Genomic DNA, 18899 nt, shown 5'->3' with positions numbered 1-18899 from the left:
GACCATGGCTGGCATGACCAAGGGCAGCTGGATCAGCGTCGCGGTCGTCGCCGCGCTGCTGGTCGTCGGGGTCGGGGCGTGGCTGTTCCAGCCCTGGCGCATCCTCACCAGCAGCACCGCCGACGAGGCCGTGCCGACAGCCACCTCAGGAGCGGACCAGACGGAGTCGGCCACGCCGGTCGATAAGCCCACCGCCACGCCCACGGACCGGGAGCTCGGCGCCGGCACCTTCGTCGACGCGGAACACGCGACGTCGGGGAAGGTCCGCCTGCTCGAGCTCGCCGACGGCCGCCGGTTCGTCCGCATCGAGGGACTGGCCAGCTCCGACGGTCCGGACCTCCACGTCTGGCTCAGCGACCGACCCAGCGGGGGTGACTGGGGCTCCTACGACGACGGTCGCTACGTCGCGCTCGGGGACCTCAAGGCCACCCACGGCAACCAGAACTACGAGATCCCGGCCGGGGCCGACCTCGCCGGGCTGAAGTCGGTCGTCATCTGGTGCGACCGCTTCAACATCGCCTTCGGCACCGCGCCGATCAGCGCCGCATGACGACGACGACCCTCGTCGACATCGAGGCCGTCCAGACCCGCACGATCCGCACGCTCGTCGTCTCGCAGGCAGTCGGGGCGGTCGGCGTGACGATCGGCGTCGCGACCGCCTCGCTGCTCGCGCGCGACATCTCCGGCAGCGAGAGCATGGCCGGCCTGGCCCAGACCTTCCAGGTGCTCGGCACGGCGGCCGCCGCCTTCCTGCTCGCGCGGTTGATGCGCGCCCGCGGGCGCCGGATCGGCCTCGTCACCGGCTACCTGCTCGGCGCTGCCGGCGCCGTGCTGGCCGTCGTCGCCGGTGTGGTCGACTCGATGCTGGTGCTGCTCGTCGGTGCCGTCCTCCTCGGTGCGACCACGGCAGCCAACTCCGGCTCGCGCTACGCCGCCACCGACCTCGCGCCCGAGGAGACGCGCGCCCGTGCGTTGTCCGTCGTCGTGTGGGCCACCACCATCGGCGCTGTCGCCGGCCCCAACCTGACCGGTGTCGGCGCCTCCTTCGCGCGGTCAGTCGGCATCCCCGAGCTCACCGGCGGGTTCGCCATCGGCGCGGTCGCGCTCGTGGTGGCGGCCGGCGTGCTCGCCGTACGCCTCAAGCCGGATCCGCTCCTCGTCGCGCAGTCGATGGCACCGGTCACCGCGGGCGACGTCCCCACCCGGTCGTGGTCGCGCTTCACCGCCACGGTGCGCGACGTGCCGGCCGTCGGCGCGGCCGTGGTCGGCATGGCCTGCGCGCACGCGGCGATGGTGACCGTGATGATCATGACGCCGCTGCACATGGAGCACGGCGGCGCACACCTGCACGTCATCGGCTTCGTGATCTCGCTGCACGTGCTCGGCATGTTCGCGTTCTCACCGCTCGTCGGTCTCGCCGCCGATCGCTGGGGACGCTCGTCGGTGCTGGCGGCCGGCGGACTGACGCTGCTGACGTCGCTGGCTCTGTGCGGCTCGGCGCCCGAGGGGAGCTCGTGGCAGATCTTCGCCGGGCTCTTCCTGCTCGGCCTCGGCTGGTCCTTCGCGACGGTGGCGGCCTCGACGATCATCGCGGACCGTACGCCGCTGTCCGCGCGCACGGACGTCCAGGGCACCTCCGACATGGCGATGTCCCTGACGGCCGCCGCCGGGGGAGCGCTCGCCGGGGTGATCGTCCAGGAGCTCGGTTATCCGATGCTGGCCGCCTTCGCCGCGCTGCTCGGCGCGGTCGTCGTCGCGGCCGGGCTCGCGACACGTCGCGACGGCCGCGCCTGATCCGGGCGACACGCCGGGGGCGAACAGCGCATCGAACAGACGTTCGGGTTAGATTGTGTCCACAGGTACGACGTGGGACCGAGGTTCTCCACAGGTTCGACCTCCCTGATCAGGGGATGTCGGTGGCTCGCTCTAGCGTCGCAGACGTACCTGACATCCGACACGTAGAGAAGGACACGCACATGGCTGGTGGAGATCGCGAGAAGGCGCTGGATGCAGCGCTCGCCAACATCGAGAAGTCGTTCGGCAAGGGCTCGGTCATGCGACTGGGCGACGAGATCCGTGCCCCGCTGGAGGTGATTCCCACCGGTTCCATCGCGCTCGACGTCGCGCTCGGTCTCGGCGGGCTGCCCCGCGGCCGTGTCGTGGAGATCTACGGTCCGGAGTCCTCCGGAAAGACCACGGTCGCCCTGCACGCGGTGGCCAACGCCCAGCGGGCCGGCGGCATCGTGGCCTTCATCGACGCCGAGCACGCCCTCGACCCCGACTACGCCAAGGCGCTGGGGGTCGACACCGACGCCCTGCTGGTCTCCCAGCCCGACTCCGGTGAGCAGGCACTCGAGATCGCCGACATGCTGATCCGCTCCGGCGCCCTGTCGCTGATCGTGATCGACTCGGTGGCCGCGCTGGTGCCCCGGGCCGAGATCGAGGGCGAGATGGGCGACAGCCACGTCGGTCTCCAGGCCCGACTGATGAGCCAGGCACTGCGCAAGATGACCGGTGCCCTCAACAACTCCAAGACGACGATGATCTTCATCAACCAGCTGCGCGAGAAGATCGGCGTCATGTTCGGCTCGCCCGAGACCACCACCGGTGGCAAGGCGCTGAAGTTCTACTCCTCGGTGCGCCTCGACGTGCGCCGCATCGAGACGCTCAAGGACGGCACCGACATGGTCGGCAACCGCACCCGCGTCAAGGTCGTGAAGAACAAGGTCGCCCCGCCGTTCAAGCAGGCGGAGTTCGACATCATGTACGGCAAGGGCATCAGCCGCGAGGGTGGCCTCATCGACGTCGGTGTCGAGGCGGGCCTGGTCCGCAAGGCTGGCGCTTGGTACACCTACGAGGGCGACCAGCTCGGGCAGGGCAAGGAGAACGCCCGCACCTTCCTCAAGGACAACCCCGACCTGGCCAACGAGCTGGAGAAGAAGATCCTGGAGAAGCTCGGCGTCGGGCCGCAGGTCGACACCCCGGCCGACGAGCTCTCCGACGAGCCGATCGGTGTGAGTGACTTCTGACCGCGCAGCCGGCCCCGCGGAACCAGGGGCCGGCGCGGATGAACTGCGAGGACGGGTGTGGTGAGCGAGGACCGGCCGGCGCCGGCGTGGGCAGGAGACGTCCACGCCGGGGTCGAGGCCTGGACTCGCTCGTCGCGGTTGTCCAAGTCCGGAGCCGCGGAGTCGGACGAGCCCGACGAGCCGTTCGAGCGGGTGCCGACAGGCCGCCCGCGGCGCAAGTCCGGCGCCTCTCGCGCCCGGTCGACGGAGCGGGCGACGGGTCGCACCCGAGAGCCCTCGTCGGCTCCGCCGCCGCCCGACAAGGTCGCCCTCGGACCGCCCGCGGACCCGGAGGCCGTTGCGCGCAAGATCCTCCTCGACGCCCTCACCGGCCAGGCCCGCTCGCGCAAGGAGCTGGCCGACAAGCTGGCGAAGAAGGAGGTGCCGGCCGAGCTGGCCGAGCGCCTGCTCGACCGCTTCGAAGAGGTCGGCCTGATCGACGACGAGGCCTTCGCCCGGGCGTGGATCGAGTCGCGACAGCCGGGCAAGGGGTTGGCCCGACGTGCGCTGGCCCACGAGCTGCGCCGCAAGGGCATCGACGACGAGGTCGCTCGTGACGCCCTCGACCAGATCGACCCGGACGACGAGGCTGCCGCTGCCCGGGTGCTGGTACGCAAGAAGCTGCGCTCCGTCCGTGGCCTCGAGCAGCAGAAGGCGACCCAGCGACTTGTGGGGATGCTCGCACGCAAGGGCTACGGCGCCGGAATGGCGTTCGCGATCGTCAAGGACGAGCTGCGACTGGATGCAGAGCCCGACGAGGAGCTCTAGTCTCGGCTCATGCCCCGACTGCTGCCCGGCCCGGACGAGCGCCCATGACCATCCGGCTGACGATCGCCGACCGGGGCCACGAGCTGTCGGGTGTGGTGCGGGACGGGGAGTCCTGGCGGGCTGCCGCGGTCCGGACGGCCGGCTCGCTCAGCGGCGTGCCGGTGCCTCTCGACCTGTCCGGTGAGGTCAAGAAGTTCCTGATCGACCACGACCGGGCCGTGACGCTGCGGCCCATGACCCGCGGCGACCTGCCCAAGGTGGCGCAGTGGCGCCAGCAGCCGCACGTGCTCCAGTGGTGGGCAGCCGACGGTGAACCGACCCTGGAGCGCGTCACCGAGCAATACTCCGCGGACATCGACGGCACCAGCCCGACGCGGATCTGGGTGGCCGAGGTCAACGGCCGTTCGGTGGGCTTCGTGCAGGACTACCGCATCGGCGACTATCCCGAGTACGCGCTGCTGGCTCCCGACCCGGACGCGATCGGGATGGACTACGCGATCGGTGAGCCGGAGTGGGTCGGGCGTGGACTGGGGGTGCCGATCCTCTGGGCCTGGATGCTGAAGACCCAGCACCGGCTGCCGGCCGCGGCCGCCTACTTCGCCGCTCCCGACCACCGCAATGCGGCCAGCCTGCGGGTGCTCGACAAGCTCGGCTTCGAGCAGGGGGTGTGGTTCGACGAGCCCCAGACGGACAGTTCGGTGGCGACCGTCGTCGGCTGCACCCTCGACGTACGCCGCGTCCTGGCCTGACGAGCAGCGCCTCCTCGGTGCGCGATGATGTGCCCATGACCGACGCGATCGCCGCCCAGCTCCGCCTCAGCCCCGGCCCCGTTGACCTGAGTGCCATCGAGACGGACGCCGCGCCCGGGTTCACGGGGAAGAAGGCCGACGGCGAGGCGGCGCTGGCGGCCATGGCCTCCGAGCTGGCCGACCTGCAGGAGCGCCTGTGGGCCGAGCGGACCGCCGGCTCCGAGCGGCGGGTGCTGCTCGTGCTCCAGGGCATGGACACCTCGGGCAAGGGCGGGGTGCTGCGGCACGCCGTCGGCCTGATCGACCCGCAGGGCGTGCGGATCACCAGCTTCAAGGCACCGACCGACGAGGAGAAGGCGCACGACTTCCTCTGGCGGATCGAGAAGGGTGTGCCGGCGCCCGGCTACGTCGGCGTCTTCGACCGCTCGCACTACGAGGACGTGCTGATCGCCAAGGTGCGCGGGTTCGCCGAGCCCGAGGAGATCGAGCGGCGGTACGGCGCCATCAACGACTTCGAGGCCAGGCTCGTGGCCGAGGGCACGACGCTGGTCAAGTGCATGCTCCACATCAGCGCCGACGAGCAGAAGGCCCGTCTCCAGGAGCGCCTCGACAACCCCGAGAAGCACTACAAGTTCAACCCCGGCGACCTGGACGAGCGGGCGCTGTGGCCGGCCTACCGCGAGGCCTACGAGATCGCCCTCGAACGCACGAACACCGAGGTCGCGCCCTGGCACGTGATCCCGGCCGACAAGAAGTGGTTCCGGAACCTCGCGGTCGCCCAGCTCCTGCTCGACGCCCTGCGCGGTCTCGACCTGCAGTGGCCGGTGGCCGACTTCGATGTCGAGGAGCAGGAGCGACGGCTCGCCGACGAGGCGCCGGTCGCGTGAGCACGACTGCGAAGCCGGCCACCGGCCTGCCGGTGGTCGACGTCACCCGCTACGTCACGCCCCTGCGCGAGGGCGGCAGTCTGCCCGGCATCGTCGAGGCCGACGACCTCGGCACCTACGTCTGCAAGTTCCGCGGCGCGGGCCAGGGGCTCAAGGTGCTGGTGGCCGAGGTCATCGTCAGCGAGCTCGCCACCAGGATCGGGCTGCGCACGCCGCGCCTGGTCGCGCTCGACCTCGATGCCGAGATCGCCCGCTACGAGGCCGACGAGGAGGTGCAGGACCTGCTCACCAAGAGCGTCGGGCTCAACCTCGGGGTTGACTTCCTGCCCGGCTCCTTCGGCTACGACGGCGAGCTCAGCACCTCCGCCGCCGAGGCGGCGACCGTGCTCTGGCTGGATGCGTTCACTGCCAACGTCGACCGGTCGTGGAAGAACCCCAACCTGCTCGTGTGGCACGGCGAGCTCTGGGTGATCGATCACGGCGCCTCCCTCTACTTCCACCACGGGTGGTCCGGGGGAGTGAGCGATCCCCAGCGGTTCGCCCGTCAGTCGTGGGACATCACCGACCACGTCATGGCCGACTGTGCCGCGGAGGTCCCGGACGCCGACGCGCGGATCCGGGCTCTGCTCGACGAGGGCGTCTTCGCCGACGTGCTCGCGCAGGTGCCGGACGCCTGGCTCGAACCCGTGCCCGGCGCCGAGAGCGCCGCAGAGCTCCGAGCGGCGTACGTCGCCTTCCTGACCGCGCGCCTCGCCACGCGCGCCTGGCTGCCGGGGGCGCCGTCATGAGCCGCCTCGCCTACCAGTACGTCGCCCTGCGCTGCGTCCCGCGCCCTGAGCGTGAGGAGTTCGTCAACGTCGGGGTGGTGCTCTACTGCCAGGCTGCCGACTTCCTCGACGTCGCCTGGCAGTGCGACCGGGACCGGCTGGGCGCCCTCGATCCGCGCCTCGACGTGGATGCGGTGTGTGCGGCGCTCGCCTTCGTCGAGGGTGTCTGCCGGGGCGACGCCCGCGGCGGTGCGGCCGCCCTGCAGTCGCCGGGCCAGCGGTTCGGCTTCCTGAAGGCGCCGAAGAGCACCGTCCTGCAACCCGGGCCCGTGCACGGCGGCATGACGGCGGATCCCGCCCGCCAGCTCGAGCACCTGCTGGCCCGGCTCGTCGGGTGACCAGAAGACAGTCGCCCGGCCCCGCGTGAGCGGAACCGGGCGACCGGGGACGTGCTGGTGGGGCAGTGTCGATCAGACCGGCACGAGCTCCACGGCACCGACGGCGTAGCGAGCCAGGATGGCGCGCGCGACCTCGGGGTGGGCACCGAGCGGCTCGGAGACGGCGACCGCCCCGGCCTCGATCGCGAGCTCGGCAGCCCGGTCGGGCAGGAAGCCCGGCGCGAGGAAGAACGACGCGACAGCGATGTGTCGGCGGCCCTCGGCCCGGAAGGCGCGCACGGCCTCACCGGCGGCCGGGGGAGCGGCCGACGCGAAGGCGGCCGTCACCGGCAGCTTGTGGCGGGTGCCCCAGGTGCGGGCGAGTCGGGCGACAGCCTGGTTGGCGAGGGGGTCCGACGAGCCGGCGGCGGCGAGCACGAGAGCGTCGAGCTCACGCACCCGGGCCTCCTTGAGCGCCTCACGCAGGCGGACGTCGAGCACCTCGAGGAACGCAGCCTCCATGCCCAGCACGCGGGTCGCGCGGATCTTGAGCCCCTCGTGGCGCGAGGTGGCGGCAGCGATCGCGCCCGGGACGTCGACCTTGGCGTGGAACGCCTCGGTCAGGAGCAGCGGCACCACGACGATCTCGTCGAACCCTGCTTTCACCAGTCGGTCGACCACCGTGTCGAAGGACGGCTTGGACAGGTCGAGAAACGCCGTCTCGATGCGCAGGTCGGGGCGCATCGTCTTGACCTCGGCCACGAGGGCCTTGATCGTTGCGGCGGAGCGAGGGTCGCGGCTTCCGTGAGCCAGGGCAACCAATGCAGGAGCGGCCATCAGCTGGGCCTCCCATCTCGGGTGGTGGTGTGCGAATCGACGCCTTTGTCGTTGGGGGTGGAGCTCATGAGTGGATCCCGCACTCGGTCTTGTTCGTGCCCGCCCAGCGCCCGCTGCGCGGGTCGTCGCCGGGAGCGACGCGCCGGGTGCACGGCCAGCAACCGATGCTGGGGTAGTTGTCGTAGACCAGCGGGTTGACCAGCACGCCGTTGTCGGCGATGTAGGTCTCGATCTGCTCGTCGCTCCAGCGCGCGAGCGGGGAGACCTTGACCTTGCCCTTGCGGGCGTCCCAGCCGATCACCGGTGCGATGACGCGGTTGTGGGTCTCCGCGCGACGCAGGCCGGTCGCCCACGCGTCGTAGCCGGCGAGCGAGTCCGCCAGCGGCTGGACCTTGCGCAGCTTGCAGCACAGGTCGGGATCGGTCTTGTAGAGGTCCTTGCCGTACGTCGCGTCCTGCTCGGCGACGCTCAGCTCGGGTCGGATGGTGATCAGGTTGACCGGCAGCGTGGCCTCGACGGCGTCGCGCGTGCCGATGGTCTCGACGAAGTGGTAGCCGGTGTCGAGGAAGACCACGTCCAGGCCGGGGGCGACCTTGGCCGCGAGGTGCGCGAGCACCGCGTCACCCATCGACGAGGTCACGCAGAAGCGGTCGCCGAAGGTCGCTACGGCCCACTCGATGATGTTCTCGGCGGGCGCGAGCTCGAGCTCGGCGCCGACGTGGGAGACGAGCTCGCGGAGCTCCTCCGGCGTGCGGCCGGCCGTGTGTGTGCCCTTGAAGTCGCGGGCAGCCTGGGTGGACAGACTCATCGTTCGCCACCTCCTCTGGGGATCATGCCGAGATACGTGACGGCAAAGGCACGCAGGCAGGAGCGGCACTCCCACCCGTCCTCGCGCGGCCACAACGTCGTCTCCCCGCAGTAGGGGCAGTGCTGGGCAGCCGCTCGCTCGCTCATGTCAGACGACTTCCACGACGGACTCGCCGCGCAGGTGCACTTCGTCGGCGCGCGCGACCCAGTCGGCGAACAGCTCGTCCGGGGTGCGATCGGCGAGGTAGGCCTGCACGACGTTGGTGATGTAGTCGTCGAGGCCGGCGCTGGTGATCTTGTGGGCACGCAGCTTGCGGCCGAAGGTGGAGCTGAGTCCGAGGGCGCCACCGAGGTGCACCTGGAAGCCCTCGACCTGGTTGCCGTCCTGGTCGAGCACCAGCATGCCCTTGAGGCCGATGTCGGCGACCTGGGTGCGGGCGCAGGCGTTGGGGCAGCCGTTGACGTTGACCGAGATCGGCGTGTCCAGCTCGGGGAACCGCTTCTCCAGCTCCGTGACCAGGGCGCGCGAACGCTCCTTGGTGTCCACGATGGCCAGCTTGCAGAACTCGATGCCGGTGCACGCCATCGTGCGGCGGCGCCAGTTGCTCGGACGAGCGGTCAGGCCGATCTTCTCCAGCCCCTCGGCGAAGGCCTCGGTGTCAGCACCGTCGACGCCGATCACGACGAGCTTCTGGTACGCCGTGAGGCGGGCGCCGCGGGCGCCGTACTGCTCGACCAGGTCGCCGAGAGCGGTGAGCGTGGTGCCGTCGATGCGGCCCACGACCGGCGTCGCGCCGATGAAGAACTTGCCGTCCTTCTGCTCGTGGATCCCGACGTGGTCGCCCTGATGCACGGGCGCGGCCGGCGAGGCGCAGTCGATCAGCTTGCGGTGGAGGTACTCGTTCTCGAGCACCTCGCGGAACTTCTCGACGCCCCAGTCGGCCAGCAGGAACTTCAGGCGGGCCTTCGAGCGCAGGCGGCGGTAGCCGTAATCGCGGAAGATGCCGGCCACGCCCTCCCATGCGTCGGCGACCTCGTCCAGCGGGATCCAGACGCCGAGCTTGTGCGCGAGCATCGGGTTGGTCGAGAGGCCACCGCCGGCCCACAGGTCGAAACCGGGGCCGTGCTCGGGGTGGACGGTCGCGACGAACGACACGTCGTTGATCTCGGGCGCGACGTCGTGGCTGGGGTGCCCGGTGAGCGCGGTCTTGAACTTGCGCGGCAGGTTGGAGAACGCCGGGTTGTCCAGTGCGCGCCGCTTGATCTCGGCGAGCGCCTCGGAGCCGTCGATGATCTCGTCCTTGGCGATCCCGGCCACCGGCGAGCCCAGGAAGGGGCGGGGCCCGTCGCCGCAGGCCTCGAGCGTGGTGAGGCCGGCTGCCTCCAGGCGCTCCCAGATCGCGGGCACGTCGACGATGTCGATCCAGTGGTACTGGATGTTGTTGCGGTCGGTGATGTCCGCGGTGTTGCGGGCGTAGGCCGTCGAGGCCTCACCGAGGGCGCGCAGGGCGTCGGCGTCGAGGATCTGCCCGTCGGTGCGCACGCGCATCATGAAGAAGCGGTCGTCGAGCTCCTCCTCCTCCAGCTGCGCGGTCTTGCCACCGTCGAAGCCGGGCGCACGCTGGGTGTAGAGCCCCATCCAGCGGAAGCGACCACGCAGGTCGGCCGGATCGATGGAGTCGAAGCCGCGCTTGGAATAGGTGTAGAGGATCCGGTTGCGAACGTTGAGCGGGTCGTCGTCCTTCTTGGACTGCTCGTTCTTGTTCAGCGGCTCGGTGTAGCCCAGCGCCCACTGACCCTCGGCGCGCTTGGGGCGCGGGATCTCGGTGTGCTGGGCAGGCTCTGGCTTGAAGCGGAGGTCAGGCATGAGGGGGGTGATCCTGTTCGCTGAGGGCCGCGCGCGACGGTGAGCGCGGTGACGTGCGGGTGACTGGGCGGCGAATCAGCGATGCCAACACATCGAGCTGCGAGTACGACCGAAGTCCACGTGGCGTCGAACCACGAGGAACTTGGAGGTCACAGCAAGAGTCATGTCAAGGAGTCTCAACGCTCGGACACTCTCCCGACAAGACGAAATCTCATGATGAGAGATGCGGCGCCACATAGTGAGATGGACATGTTGAGTTCATGCGGGTTTTGCTGTCCGTGTGCGGCGCACGTCACACCGCCTGCGGTGCGGGCTCGATGTCCATCCTGCCCGTCCGGGCCTCTAGGCTGAGGACATGACGGATGCCTCCATCTCCCAGCTCACTTCCGGTGCCTACGAGCAGGCCCTCAAGGTCATCGAGTCGGTCGAGCCGCGAATCGCGGCCGCCACCCGACAGGAGCTGGCCGACCAGCGAGGCTCGCTCAAGCTGATCGCCTCGGAGAACTACGCGTCCCCGGCCGTGCTGCTGACCATGGGCACCTGGTTCAGCGACAAGTACGCCGAGGGCACCGTCGGGCACCGCTTCTACGCCGCCTGCCAGAACGTCGACACCGTCGAGTCGCTGGCCGCCGAGCACGCCCGTGAGCTGTTCGGGGCGCCGTACGCCTATGTGCAGCCGCACTCGGGCATCGACGCCAACCTCGTCGCCTTCTGGTCGATCCTGGCCAACCGCATCGAGACGCCCGCCCTCAAGCGACTGGGCGCCAAGAACGTCAACGAGCTGACCGAGGCCGACTGGGAGTCGCTGCGCCACGAGTTCGGCAACCAGCGGCTGCTCGGCATGTCCCTCGACTCGGGCGGTCACCTGACCCACGGCTTCCGCCCCAACATCAGCGGCAAGATGTTCCACCAGCAGCAGTACGGCACCGACCCCGAGACCGGTCTGCTCGACTACGACGTGGTGCGCGCCAAGGCCAAGGAGTTCAAGCCGCTCGTGCTGGTGGCCGGCTACTCGGCGTACCCGCGACGCGTGAACTTCGCGAAGATGCGCGAGATCGCTGACGAGGTCGGCGCCGTGCTGATGGTCGACATGGCCCACTTCGCCGGTCTGGTCGCGGGCAAGGTCTTCACCGGTGACGAGAACCCGGTGCCCTTCGCCCACGTCACCACGACCACGACCCACAAGTCCCTGCGCGGCCCGCGCGGCGGCATGGTGCTGGCGCAGGAGGAGTTCGCGGCCGATGTCGACCGCGGCTGCCCGATGGTGCTCGGTGGCCCGCTGTCGCACGTGATGGCGGCCAAGGCCGTGGCGCTCGCCGAGGCCCGCCAGCCCGAGTTCCAGACCTACGCCCAGAACATCGCCGACAACGCGAAGTCGCTGGCCGAGGGCTTCTTGACCCGTGACGCCAAGCTCGTCACCGGTGGCACCGACAACCACATCGTGCTGCTCGACGTCACGAAGTACGGCCTCACCGGTCGGCAGGCCGAGTCGGCGCTGCTCGACGCCGGCGTCGTCACCAACCGCAACTCGGTGCCCAGCGATCCCAACGGCGCCTGGTACACCTCCGGCATCCGCCTCGGCACCCCGGCGCTCACGACCCGCGGCTTCGGCCACGACGAGTTCGACCGGGTCGCCGAGCTGATCGTCGAGGTGCTCACCAACACCCAGCCCGGCACCACCAAGGCGGGCGACCCCAGCAAGGCGTCCTATGCCCTGGCCGACGGGGTCGCCGACCGCGTGCAGGCCGGTGCCGACGAGCTGCTCGAGAAGCACCCGCTCTACCCGGGTCTCGAGCTCAGCTGACCGCTCGCTCGGTCCGCGCGTAGACGCGCGGACATTGGTCGTGGGCTGGCGCGGTGTCAGGCGGCGAAGGGCCACGCCGTGCGGGCCAATGTCCGCGCGTCTGCGCCGACGGTGCGGACGAGCACGTCTCGAACCCACTCGGGGCGGAACATCACGTCCTCCCAGATGAACCGGAGGACCGTCCAGCCCTCCGCGACGAGCAGCGTGTAGCGCCGTACGTCCTTGCGGAAGCCCTCTCGCACTGCGTGCCACTCGAACGAGTCGCACTCGACGACGAGCCTGCGCTCCTGGTCGACCAGGTCCGGGCGGGCCCAGCACGTCGGGGTGGAGATCACCACCTGCGGCTCGACGTGCAACCCCGGCACCGTGTTGCAGATGGCGCGGGTCGCGGACTCGAAGGCATTGGCCGCTTCGCCACGCGCGCCCTCCCCGATGCGCTGGGCCTTCGCCTGCCCACGTCCGCGGACAGAGGCGACGGCTCGTCGAAGGGTGGCCACCTCACCGTGACGCAGCGCGGAGTCCGCGATCACCAGGGCCTCGTCGTCGGGCAGGAGGCGCAGGCACTGCGTCAGCGTGAGCTCGCGGCTGGTGGCGCCATCGGTGATGTCGTCGATCATCAGGTCGCCTCGGTGGATGGTCACCTTCTCCCGCCACTTCGCGGGGATGTTGCGATGGCGCGGGAAGGTGACGTGTGGCTTGTCGGGCGCCAGCTTGACCTCCCAACCGTGGTGGAGGGCGGCGCTGGTCAGGCTGAGCACACCGTTCGCGCCGTGCGCGATCCGGGCTGCCTCACCCACGCTCGGCAGTGCGTAGCGACCGTGGCCGGCGCGGAAGATCTTGCCGTCGCGGACCGCCCGGTCGACATCGAGCCGTGCGGTCGCCGCGATGAGAGGGGCCCGGGAGGAGAGACCTCCCGAGCGCTCGATCACGGAGACGACGTCCATGTGGCTGAGCATGCTCGAATCGCGTGTCCGGCGCAGGCGTCATCCACAGGCCCGCAGACGCGCGGACATTGGTCCCGACGCCAGCCGCGGGTCACGCTCGGTGGAGCCGACGCGGGCGCGCAATGTCCGCGCGTCTACGCGGCGGCTCAGAGCAACGAGCGGTAGAGCGCCAGGGTCCGCTCCGCGATGGCGTCCCAGCTGAACGACTCGATCGCGCGCTGGCGGCCGGCGACGCCGAACGCGCGGGCCCGGTCGGGGTCGGAGACGGCGTCGACGAGGGCGGCGCCCAGGTCCGCGACGTACTGCTCGGGGTCGAGCGGGGTGCCGGTGCCGTCGCTCGCCTGCTCGATGGGGACCAGCCACCCGGTCGACCCGTCGACCACGACCTCGGGGATGCCACCGGTCGCGGTGGCGACGACCGCCGTCTCGCAGGCCATCGCCTCGAGGTTGACGATGCCGAGCGGCTCGTAGATCGACGGGCAGGCGAAGACGGTCGCAGCGGTCAGCAGCGCGACGACGTCGGGGCGGGGGAGCATCTCCTCGATCCAGACGACACCGTCGCGGGTGGCCGCGAGCCCCTCGACGAGCCCACGCACCTCGGCGGCGATCTCCGGGGTGTCGGGGGCGCCGGCACACAGGATCAGCTGCACGTCGGGCGGCAGCGACTCCACCGCCCGCAGGAACAGCGGCAGCCCCTTCTGCCGGGTGATCCGGCCGACGAAGATGACGCTGCGACGGTCGGGATCCAGCCCGAGCGATCGCACCCGGTCGGGGTTGGGCGTGGGCGACCACTGCGAGGTGTCGATGCCGTTGTGGATCACGCTCACCTTCGCCGGATCGACGGCCGGATAGCTGCGCAGCACGTCGTCGCGCATGGCTGCGCTGACCGCGACGACCCCGGCGGCGCCTTCGTAGGCGGTCTTCTCCACCCAGCTCGAGAGGGCATAGCCGCCGCCCAGCTGCTCGGCCTTCCAGGGCCGCATCGGCTCCAGGGAGTGCGCGGAGAGCACGTGCGGGACGTCGTGCATCAGGCCCGCGAGGTGGCCGGCCATGTTGGCGTACCACGTGTGCGAGTGCACCAGGTCCGCCCCGGCGCAGTCGTCGACCATCGCGAGGTCCACGCCGAGGGTCCGCAGCGCCGGGTTGGCGCCGGAGAGCGAGTCGGGTTCGCCGTACGCCGTCGTGCCCTGCTCGGAGCGAGGCGCCCCGAAGCACCGCACGCGGGCGTCGACGCCGGACCGTGCGCGCAGGGCCCGGACGAGCTCGGCGACGTGCACGCCGGCGCCTCCGTAGACCTCGGGCGGGTATTCCTTGCTGAGGACGTCGACGCGCATGGTCGTGAACCTACTCGTGCGCAAGGGTGGTCGCCCGGAGCCTGCGCCACTAGTTTCGGGACATGAGCGCCCACGGTCGCAAGAAGATCCTCGCCATCGTCCTGGCCGGCGGTGAGGGCAAGCGGCTGATGCCGCTCACTGCGGACCGGGCCAAGCCGGCAGTGCCGTTCGGCGGGATCTACCGCCTCATCGACTTCGCACTGTCCAACGTCGTCAACTCGGGCTACCTCAAGGTCGTCGTGCTGACGCAGTACAAGTCGCACAGCCTCGACCGGCACGTCACCACGACCTGGCGGATGTCGACGCTGCTCGGCAACTACGTCACCCCGGTGCCGGCCCAGCAGCGCGTCGGCAAGCGGTGGTACCTCGGCAGCGCCGACGCGATCTTCCAGTCGCAGAACCTCCTCGTCGACGAGCAGCCCGACATCGTGGTCGTCGTGGGCGCCGACCACGTCTACCGGATGGACTTCGCGCAGATGGTGGAGGCGCACATCGAGTCCGGCGCCGGCTGCACCGTCGCCGCGATCCGCCAGCCGATCTCGCTGGCCGACCAGTTCGGCGTGATCGACGTCGACCCGGCGAGCCCGGAGCGGATCCGCGCCTTCCTGGAGAAGCCGACCGACCCGGTGGGCCTGCCCGACGCTCCCGACCAGGTGCTCGCCTCCATGGGCAACTACGTCTTCGACGCCGATGCGCTGGTCGATGCGGTCACGCGCGACGCCGAGCTCGAGCGCTCCAAGCACGACATGGGCGGCGACATCGTGCCGTGGTTCGTCGACCGCACCGAGTCGGCCGTCTACGACTACAAGGACAACGACGTGCCCGGCTCGACCGACCGCGACCGCGGCTACTGGCGCGACGTCGGGACGATGCGCTCCTACTACGACGCCCACATGGACCTCGTGTCGCCGCTGCCGGTCTTCAACCTCTACAACAAGGACTGGCCGATCTTCACCAGCCACGGTCCCCACCCGCCGGCCAAGCTCGTCGAGGGCCACGCCGGTGGCGCGGTCACGACGTTCAACTCGATCCTGTCGCCGGGCGTCGTGGTGAGCGGGGCGTCGGTGAGCCAGTCGGTGCTCTCACCGGGGGTCTATGTGCAGGAGGGTGCCGAGGTCTCCGACTCCGTGCTGATGGACGGGGTCCGCATCGGCGAGGGCGCCGTCGTGCGCAACTGCATCCTCGACAAGGGCGTCGTCGTCCCGGCCGGGGTACAGATCGGCGTCGACCCCGAGGCCGACCGCGCGCGCGGTTTCGCGATCGAGGACGGGCTCACCGTCCTGGCCAAGCAGCAGGACGTGCCTGCGAGCTGATCAGAGCGCGTCGCGCTGCGACTCCAGGTGTGCCCGCTCTACCTCGTTGCGGCAGGCGGCGATCGCCTGGTCGTAGGCCGCCCGTGCCGCGTCGACGTCACCGGCGCGGCTCAGGAGCTCGGCTCGTACGGCGGCGACCCGGTGCGACGTCGGGATGTCGATGCCCTCCAGCGCCGCCAGGCCGGCGGCCGGGCCACGTGCCTCGGCCACCGCCACGGACCGGGCCAGGCGCGCGCCCGGTGTCGGCGCGATGTCCAGCAGGACGTCGTACCACCCGACGATCCGCTCCCACCGGGTGTCCTGCGCCGACGCGGCCAGCGCGTGCTCGGACGCGATCCTCGCCTGCAGGGTGTACGCCGCTGCCTGCACCGTCATCGGAGCGAGGAGCGTGTCGGAGTCGAGCAGTCGTCGGGCCTCGGCGATGTCGTCGTGCTGCCACCGGGTGCGGTCCTGGTCGGCCAGCAGCACGAGCCGCCCGTCGTGGACCCGGGCGTGGCGGCGTGAGTGCTGGCAGAGCATCAGCGCGAGCAGCGCCACCAGCACCGGCTCGTCGGGTCGCAGCGCGAGCACGACCCGCACCAGGCCGATCGCCTGTCCCGCGAGCTCGGCCCGCAGCAGGTCGGCGCCGGTGCCGGGGGAGTAGCCGGCCGTGAACGCGAGGTAGGCCGTCTGGGCGACGGAGTCGAGCCGGTCGGGCAGCACGCTCGCGTCGGGGACGGCGAACGGGATCCCCGCGCCGACGATCTTCTTCTTGGCCCGGGTGATCCGCGCGGCCATCGTCGGCTCGGGCACGAGGAACAACCGGGCGATGTCGGGTGTCGGCACGCCCAGGACGAGCCGGAGGGCCAGGGCGCTCGCCGCCTCGGGCGCCAGCGCGGGGTGGGTGCACATCAGCACGAGGCGCAGCAGGTCGTCCTCGACGAGCGTGCCGGGATCGGCCATCACCCGGTCTCCTGCGAGGCGGGAGCCCTCGATGACGAGCAGCGGTTCGGCACGGTGCGCCGCGGCCTCGGTGCGCAGGCGGTCGATGACGCGGCGGCTGGCCGCGGTGTGCAGCCACGCCGCCGGCCGGTCGGGCACGCCGTCCGTCGGCCAGGTGCGAGCGGCTGCCTCGACGGCGTCGCCCAGGGCGTCCTCGACCAGGTCGAGGCGGCGGTAGCGCGCGAGGAGCAGGGCCGTCAGCCGGCCCCACTCCTCGCGCACGGTGGACGCCAGGGCGTCGGCCGGATCGCTCATCCGGTTCCTCTAGACAGCCATGCGACGGAACTCGATGTGCTCGCCCCGGGCAGCGAAGCGTTCGCACGCGGCGCGCAGGTCGTCCTCGTCCTCGCTGTCGAGGAGGTAGAAGCCGACGACCTGCTCGGTGGTCTCGCTGAACGGGCCTTCGGTCACCACCGCTCCGCCGTCGTCGCCGGGTCGCATCGACGTGGCCAGGACCGACGGCTCCAGCGGTCCGACGGCGACGACCTGGTGACCGCCCTGGCGCAGGTCCTGCTGGAACTGGCCGTGCGAGCGCATCCCCTTCTCGTGCTCGGAGGCGGGCAGGGCCGCCCACTCCGCCTCAGGGGCGGGCAGCAGGATCAGGTAGCGGCTCATCGAAGAACTCCTCGTGGCTGTCGTCCGGGGTCGCGGTTTGCGACCTCGACACTGTGACGGATGGCGTGGGGGGAAATCGACAGGCGGTCGCGAGTCCTTCTCGACGTGCGCACCCCCGCGACGACAGGATGGCGCCATGGCTCCGGACTCCCGCGCAGGAACACTCGCCCAACCGTCCGACCTCGTCGACGTCGCCCACCTCGTGACGGCCTACTACACGCAGCAGCCCGACCCCGAGGACGTCGACCAGCAGGTCGCCTTCGGCACCAGCGGGCACCGCGGCTCGAGCCTCAAGACGTCGTTCAACGACACCCACATCGCCGCCACCACGCAGGCGATCTGCGACTACCGGCGCGACCAGGGCTACGACGGCCCGCTCTTCATGGGTCGTGACACCCACGCGCTCTCGGAGCCGGCGTGGACAACGGCGCTCGAGGTGCTGGTCGCCAACGACGTCACGGTGCTCGTCGACGACCGCGACGGCTACACGCCCACCCCGGCGGTCTCGCACGCGATCATCCGAGCCAACGGCGGCCGCACGACCGGCCCCGGCCTCGCCGACGGCATCGTCGTCACGCCGTCGCACAACCCGCCCGCCGATGGCGGCTTCAAGTACAACCCGCCGCACGGCGGCCCGGCCGACACCGACGCCACCAGCGTGATCGCCGCGCGCGCCAACGAGCTGATCTCCGCCGGGCTCGACGGCGTGCGCCGCATCCCCTTCACCCGTGCCCGCGCGGCCGCCGGCGCCTACGACTTCCTCGGTTCGTACGTCGACGACCTCCCGTCCGTCGTCGACCTCGCCGCCATCAGGGCGGCCGGGGTGCGGATCGGCGCCGACCCGCTGGGCGGGGCGAGCGTCGCCTACTGGGGCGAGATCGCCGAGCGCCACGGCCTCGACCTGACCGTGGTCAACCCGCTGGTCGACCCGACCTGGCGCTTCATGACCCTCGACTGGGACGAGAAGATCCGGATGGACTGCTCCAGCCCGTCCGCGATGGCGTCGTTGATCGGCCGCAAGGACGACTACGACATCGCCACCGGCAACGACGCCGACGCCGACCGGCACGGGATCGTCACGCCCGACGGTGGCCTGATGAACCCCAACCACTTCCTCGCGGTCGCGATCGGACACCTCTTCGGCGGCGCCCGCCCCGACTGGCCCGCGACGGCGCGGATCGGCAAGACGCTGGTGTCGAGCTCGATGATCGACCGGGTCGCGGCCTCGCTCGGCAAGCCGATGGTGGAGGTGCCGGTCGGCTTCAAGTGGTTCGTGCCGGGGCTGATGGACGGGTCCTTCGGCTTCGGCGGCGAGGAGTCGGCCGGGGCCTCCTTCCTGCGGACGGACGGCTCGACCTGGACGACGGACAAGGACGGGCTGGTCCTGGCGCTGCTGGCCAGCGAGATCCTCGCGACCACGGGCTCGACCCCCAGCCAGCACTACGCCTCCCTCGTCGCCGAGCACGGCGAGCCCGCCTACGCCCGCGTGGACGCTCCCGCCGACCGGGCGCAGAAGGCCAAGCTGGCGGCGCTGTCACCCGACGACGTCACCGCGACCTCCCTGGCGGGGGAGGAGATCACCGGGCGCCTGACCGAGGCCCCGGGCAACGGCGCGAAGATCGGTGGCCTCAAGGTCACCACCGAGTCGGCGTGGTTCGCCGCCCGGCCCAGCGGCACCGAGGACGTCTACAAGATCTACGCCGAGTCCTTCCGGGGACCCGACCACCTCGCCCAGGTGCAGGCCGAGGCGCGCGAGGTCGTGTCCGCGGCCCTGGCCTGAC

Annotated in this window: 18 protein-coding genes; 11 read left to right on the top strand and 7 right to left on the bottom strand. The window is 70.9% G+C overall.

All coding sequences use genetic code 11. The annotated features are described in order from the left end of the window. The first annotated feature begins 4 nt into the window (after nt 1-4). The 8 genes from C9J87_RS03580 to C9J87_RS03545 all read left to right on the top strand — a co-directional run bounded on the left by C9J87_RS03580 (nt 5) and on the right by C9J87_RS03545 (nt 6637). Nucleotides 5-550: a DM13 domain-containing protein gene (locus tag C9J87_RS03580; RefSeq protein ID WP_232819821.1), complete on the top strand. Its 546-nt coding sequence runs from the start codon at nt 5-7 to the stop codon at nt 548-550. After that, complete coding sequence (locus C9J87_RS03575; RefSeq protein WP_107704780.1) at nt 547-1794, top strand: MFS transporter; 1248 nt, start codon at nt 547-549, stop codon at nt 1792-1794. The genes C9J87_RS03580 and C9J87_RS03575 overlap by 4 nt, the downstream gene beginning before the upstream one ends. A gap of 182 nt (nt 1795-1976) precedes the next feature. Next, nucleotides 1977-3029 carry a recombinase RecA gene (gene recA, locus C9J87_RS03570; RefSeq protein WP_036490843.1) on the top strand — a complete coding sequence of 351 codons (1053 nt, stop codon included), beginning with the start codon at nt 1977-1979 and terminating at the stop codon, nt 3027-3029. 60 nt (nt 3030-3089) lie between these two features. Next, nucleotides 3090-3836 (top strand): regulatory protein RecX, encoded by a 747-nt coding sequence (locus C9J87_RS03565; protein WP_232819820.1) that lies wholly within the window; start codon nt 3090-3092, stop codon nt 3834-3836. Nucleotides 3837-3880: 44 nt separating this feature from the next. Next, nucleotides 3881-4585 carry a GNAT family N-acetyltransferase gene (locus C9J87_RS03560; RefSeq protein ID WP_010833348.1) on the top strand — a complete coding sequence of 235 codons (705 nt, stop codon included), beginning with the start codon at nt 3881-3883 and terminating at the stop codon, nt 4583-4585. A gap of 35 nt (nt 4586-4620) precedes the next feature. Continuing rightward, nucleotides 4621-5472 (top strand): PPK2 family polyphosphate kinase, encoded by an 852-nt coding sequence (locus C9J87_RS03555; RefSeq protein WP_107704779.1) that lies wholly within the window; start codon nt 4621-4623, stop codon nt 5470-5472. Further along, nucleotides 5469-6260, top strand: a complete 792-nt coding sequence (locus C9J87_RS03550) for a HipA family kinase (RefSeq protein WP_232819819.1) — start codon at nt 5469-5471, stop codon at nt 6258-6260. Before C9J87_RS03555 ends, C9J87_RS03550 begins: the two co-directional genes overlap by 4 nt. Then, nucleotides 6257-6637 (top strand): DUF3037 domain-containing protein, encoded by a 381-nt coding sequence (locus tag C9J87_RS03545; protein ID WP_010833351.1) that lies wholly within the window; start codon nt 6257-6259, stop codon nt 6635-6637. Before C9J87_RS03550 ends, C9J87_RS03545 begins: the two co-directional genes overlap by 4 nt. Nucleotides 6638-6709: 72 nt before the next feature. Here the strand turns inward: C9J87_RS03545 and C9J87_RS03540 are convergent, their stop codons facing one another. The 3 genes from C9J87_RS03540 to C9J87_RS03530 all read right to left on the bottom strand — a co-directional run bounded on the left by C9J87_RS03540 (nt 6710) and on the right by C9J87_RS03530 (nt 10127). Next, nucleotides 6710-7453 (bottom strand): sirohydrochlorin chelatase, encoded by a 744-nt coding sequence (locus C9J87_RS03540; RefSeq protein WP_107704778.1) that lies wholly within the window; start codon nt 7451-7453, stop codon nt 6710-6712. Between the two features lie 64 nt (nt 7454-7517). Continuing rightward, the gene (locus C9J87_RS03535; RefSeq protein WP_010833352.1) at nt 7518-8261 is read right to left on the bottom strand and encodes a phosphoadenylyl-sulfate reductase; all 744 of its coding nucleotides are present in this window, start codon (nt 8259-8261) and stop codon (nt 7518-7520) included. Nucleotides 8262-8408: 147 nt separating this feature from the next. After that, a complete protein-coding gene (locus tag C9J87_RS03530; protein ID WP_107704777.1) occupies nt 8409-10127 on the bottom strand; it encodes a nitrite/sulfite reductase in 1719 nt (572 codons plus the stop codon). A gap of 355 nt (nt 10128-10482) precedes the next feature. Between C9J87_RS03530 and C9J87_RS03525 the strand changes: the two genes are divergently transcribed. Then, complete coding sequence (locus C9J87_RS03525) at nt 10483-11931, top strand: glycine hydroxymethyltransferase (protein ID WP_107704776.1); 1449 nt, start codon at nt 10483-10485, stop codon at nt 11929-11931. A gap of 56 nt (nt 11932-11987) precedes the next feature. Here C9J87_RS03525 and C9J87_RS03520 read toward each other — a convergent pair whose 3' ends face one another. Together C9J87_RS03520 and glgA are read right to left on the bottom strand one after the other, a co-directional pair. Then, on the bottom strand, nt 11988-12875 hold the full coding sequence (locus C9J87_RS03520) for a DUF559 domain-containing protein (RefSeq protein WP_157953109.1): 888 nt from the start codon (nt 12873-12875) through the stop codon (nt 11988-11990). Between the two features lie 146 nt (nt 12876-13021). Continuing rightward, nucleotides 13022-14209 carry a glycogen synthase gene (gene glgA / locus C9J87_RS03515; protein WP_010833356.1) on the bottom strand — a complete coding sequence of 396 codons (1188 nt, stop codon included), beginning with the start codon at nt 14207-14209 and terminating at the stop codon, nt 13022-13024. A 62-nt stretch (nt 14210-14271) separates the two neighbouring features. On the opposite strand from glgA, the gene glgC reads away from it, so the two are divergent. Continuing rightward, a complete protein-coding gene (gene glgC, locus C9J87_RS03510; protein WP_010833357.1) occupies nt 14272-15522 on the top strand; it encodes a glucose-1-phosphate adenylyltransferase in 1251 nt (416 codons plus the stop codon). Here the strand turns inward: glgC and C9J87_RS03505 are convergent, their stop codons facing one another. Continuing rightward, nucleotides 15523-16758, bottom strand: coding sequence for an RNA polymerase sigma factor (locus C9J87_RS03505; protein WP_010833358.1), 1236 nt, complete (start codon nt 16756-16758; stop codon nt 15523-15525). 9 nt (nt 16759-16767) lie between these two features. Continuing rightward, nucleotides 16768-17118, bottom strand: coding sequence for a YciI family protein (locus C9J87_RS03500; protein ID WP_010833359.1), 351 nt, complete (start codon nt 17116-17118; stop codon nt 16768-16770). A 136-nt stretch (nt 17119-17254) separates the two neighbouring features. Here C9J87_RS03500 and pgm point away from each other — a divergent pair, with 136 nt between their 5' ends. After that, a complete protein-coding gene (pgm, locus tag C9J87_RS03495) occupies nt 17255-18898 on the top strand; it encodes a phosphoglucomutase (alpha-D-glucose-1,6-bisphosphate-dependent) (RefSeq protein WP_010833360.1) in 1644 nt (547 codons plus the stop codon). Nucleotide 18899 lies beyond the last annotated feature (1 nt).

The sequence above is a fragment of the Nocardioides allogilvus genome, assembly GCF_003047285.1.
GTDB classification, from domain to species: domain Bacteria; phylum Actinomycetota; class Actinomycetes; order Propionibacteriales; family Nocardioidaceae; genus Nocardioides; species Nocardioides allogilvus.
The sequence above is the reverse complement of the archived record's forward strand: the minus strand, read 5'-3'. Positions and strand labels throughout refer to the sequence as shown.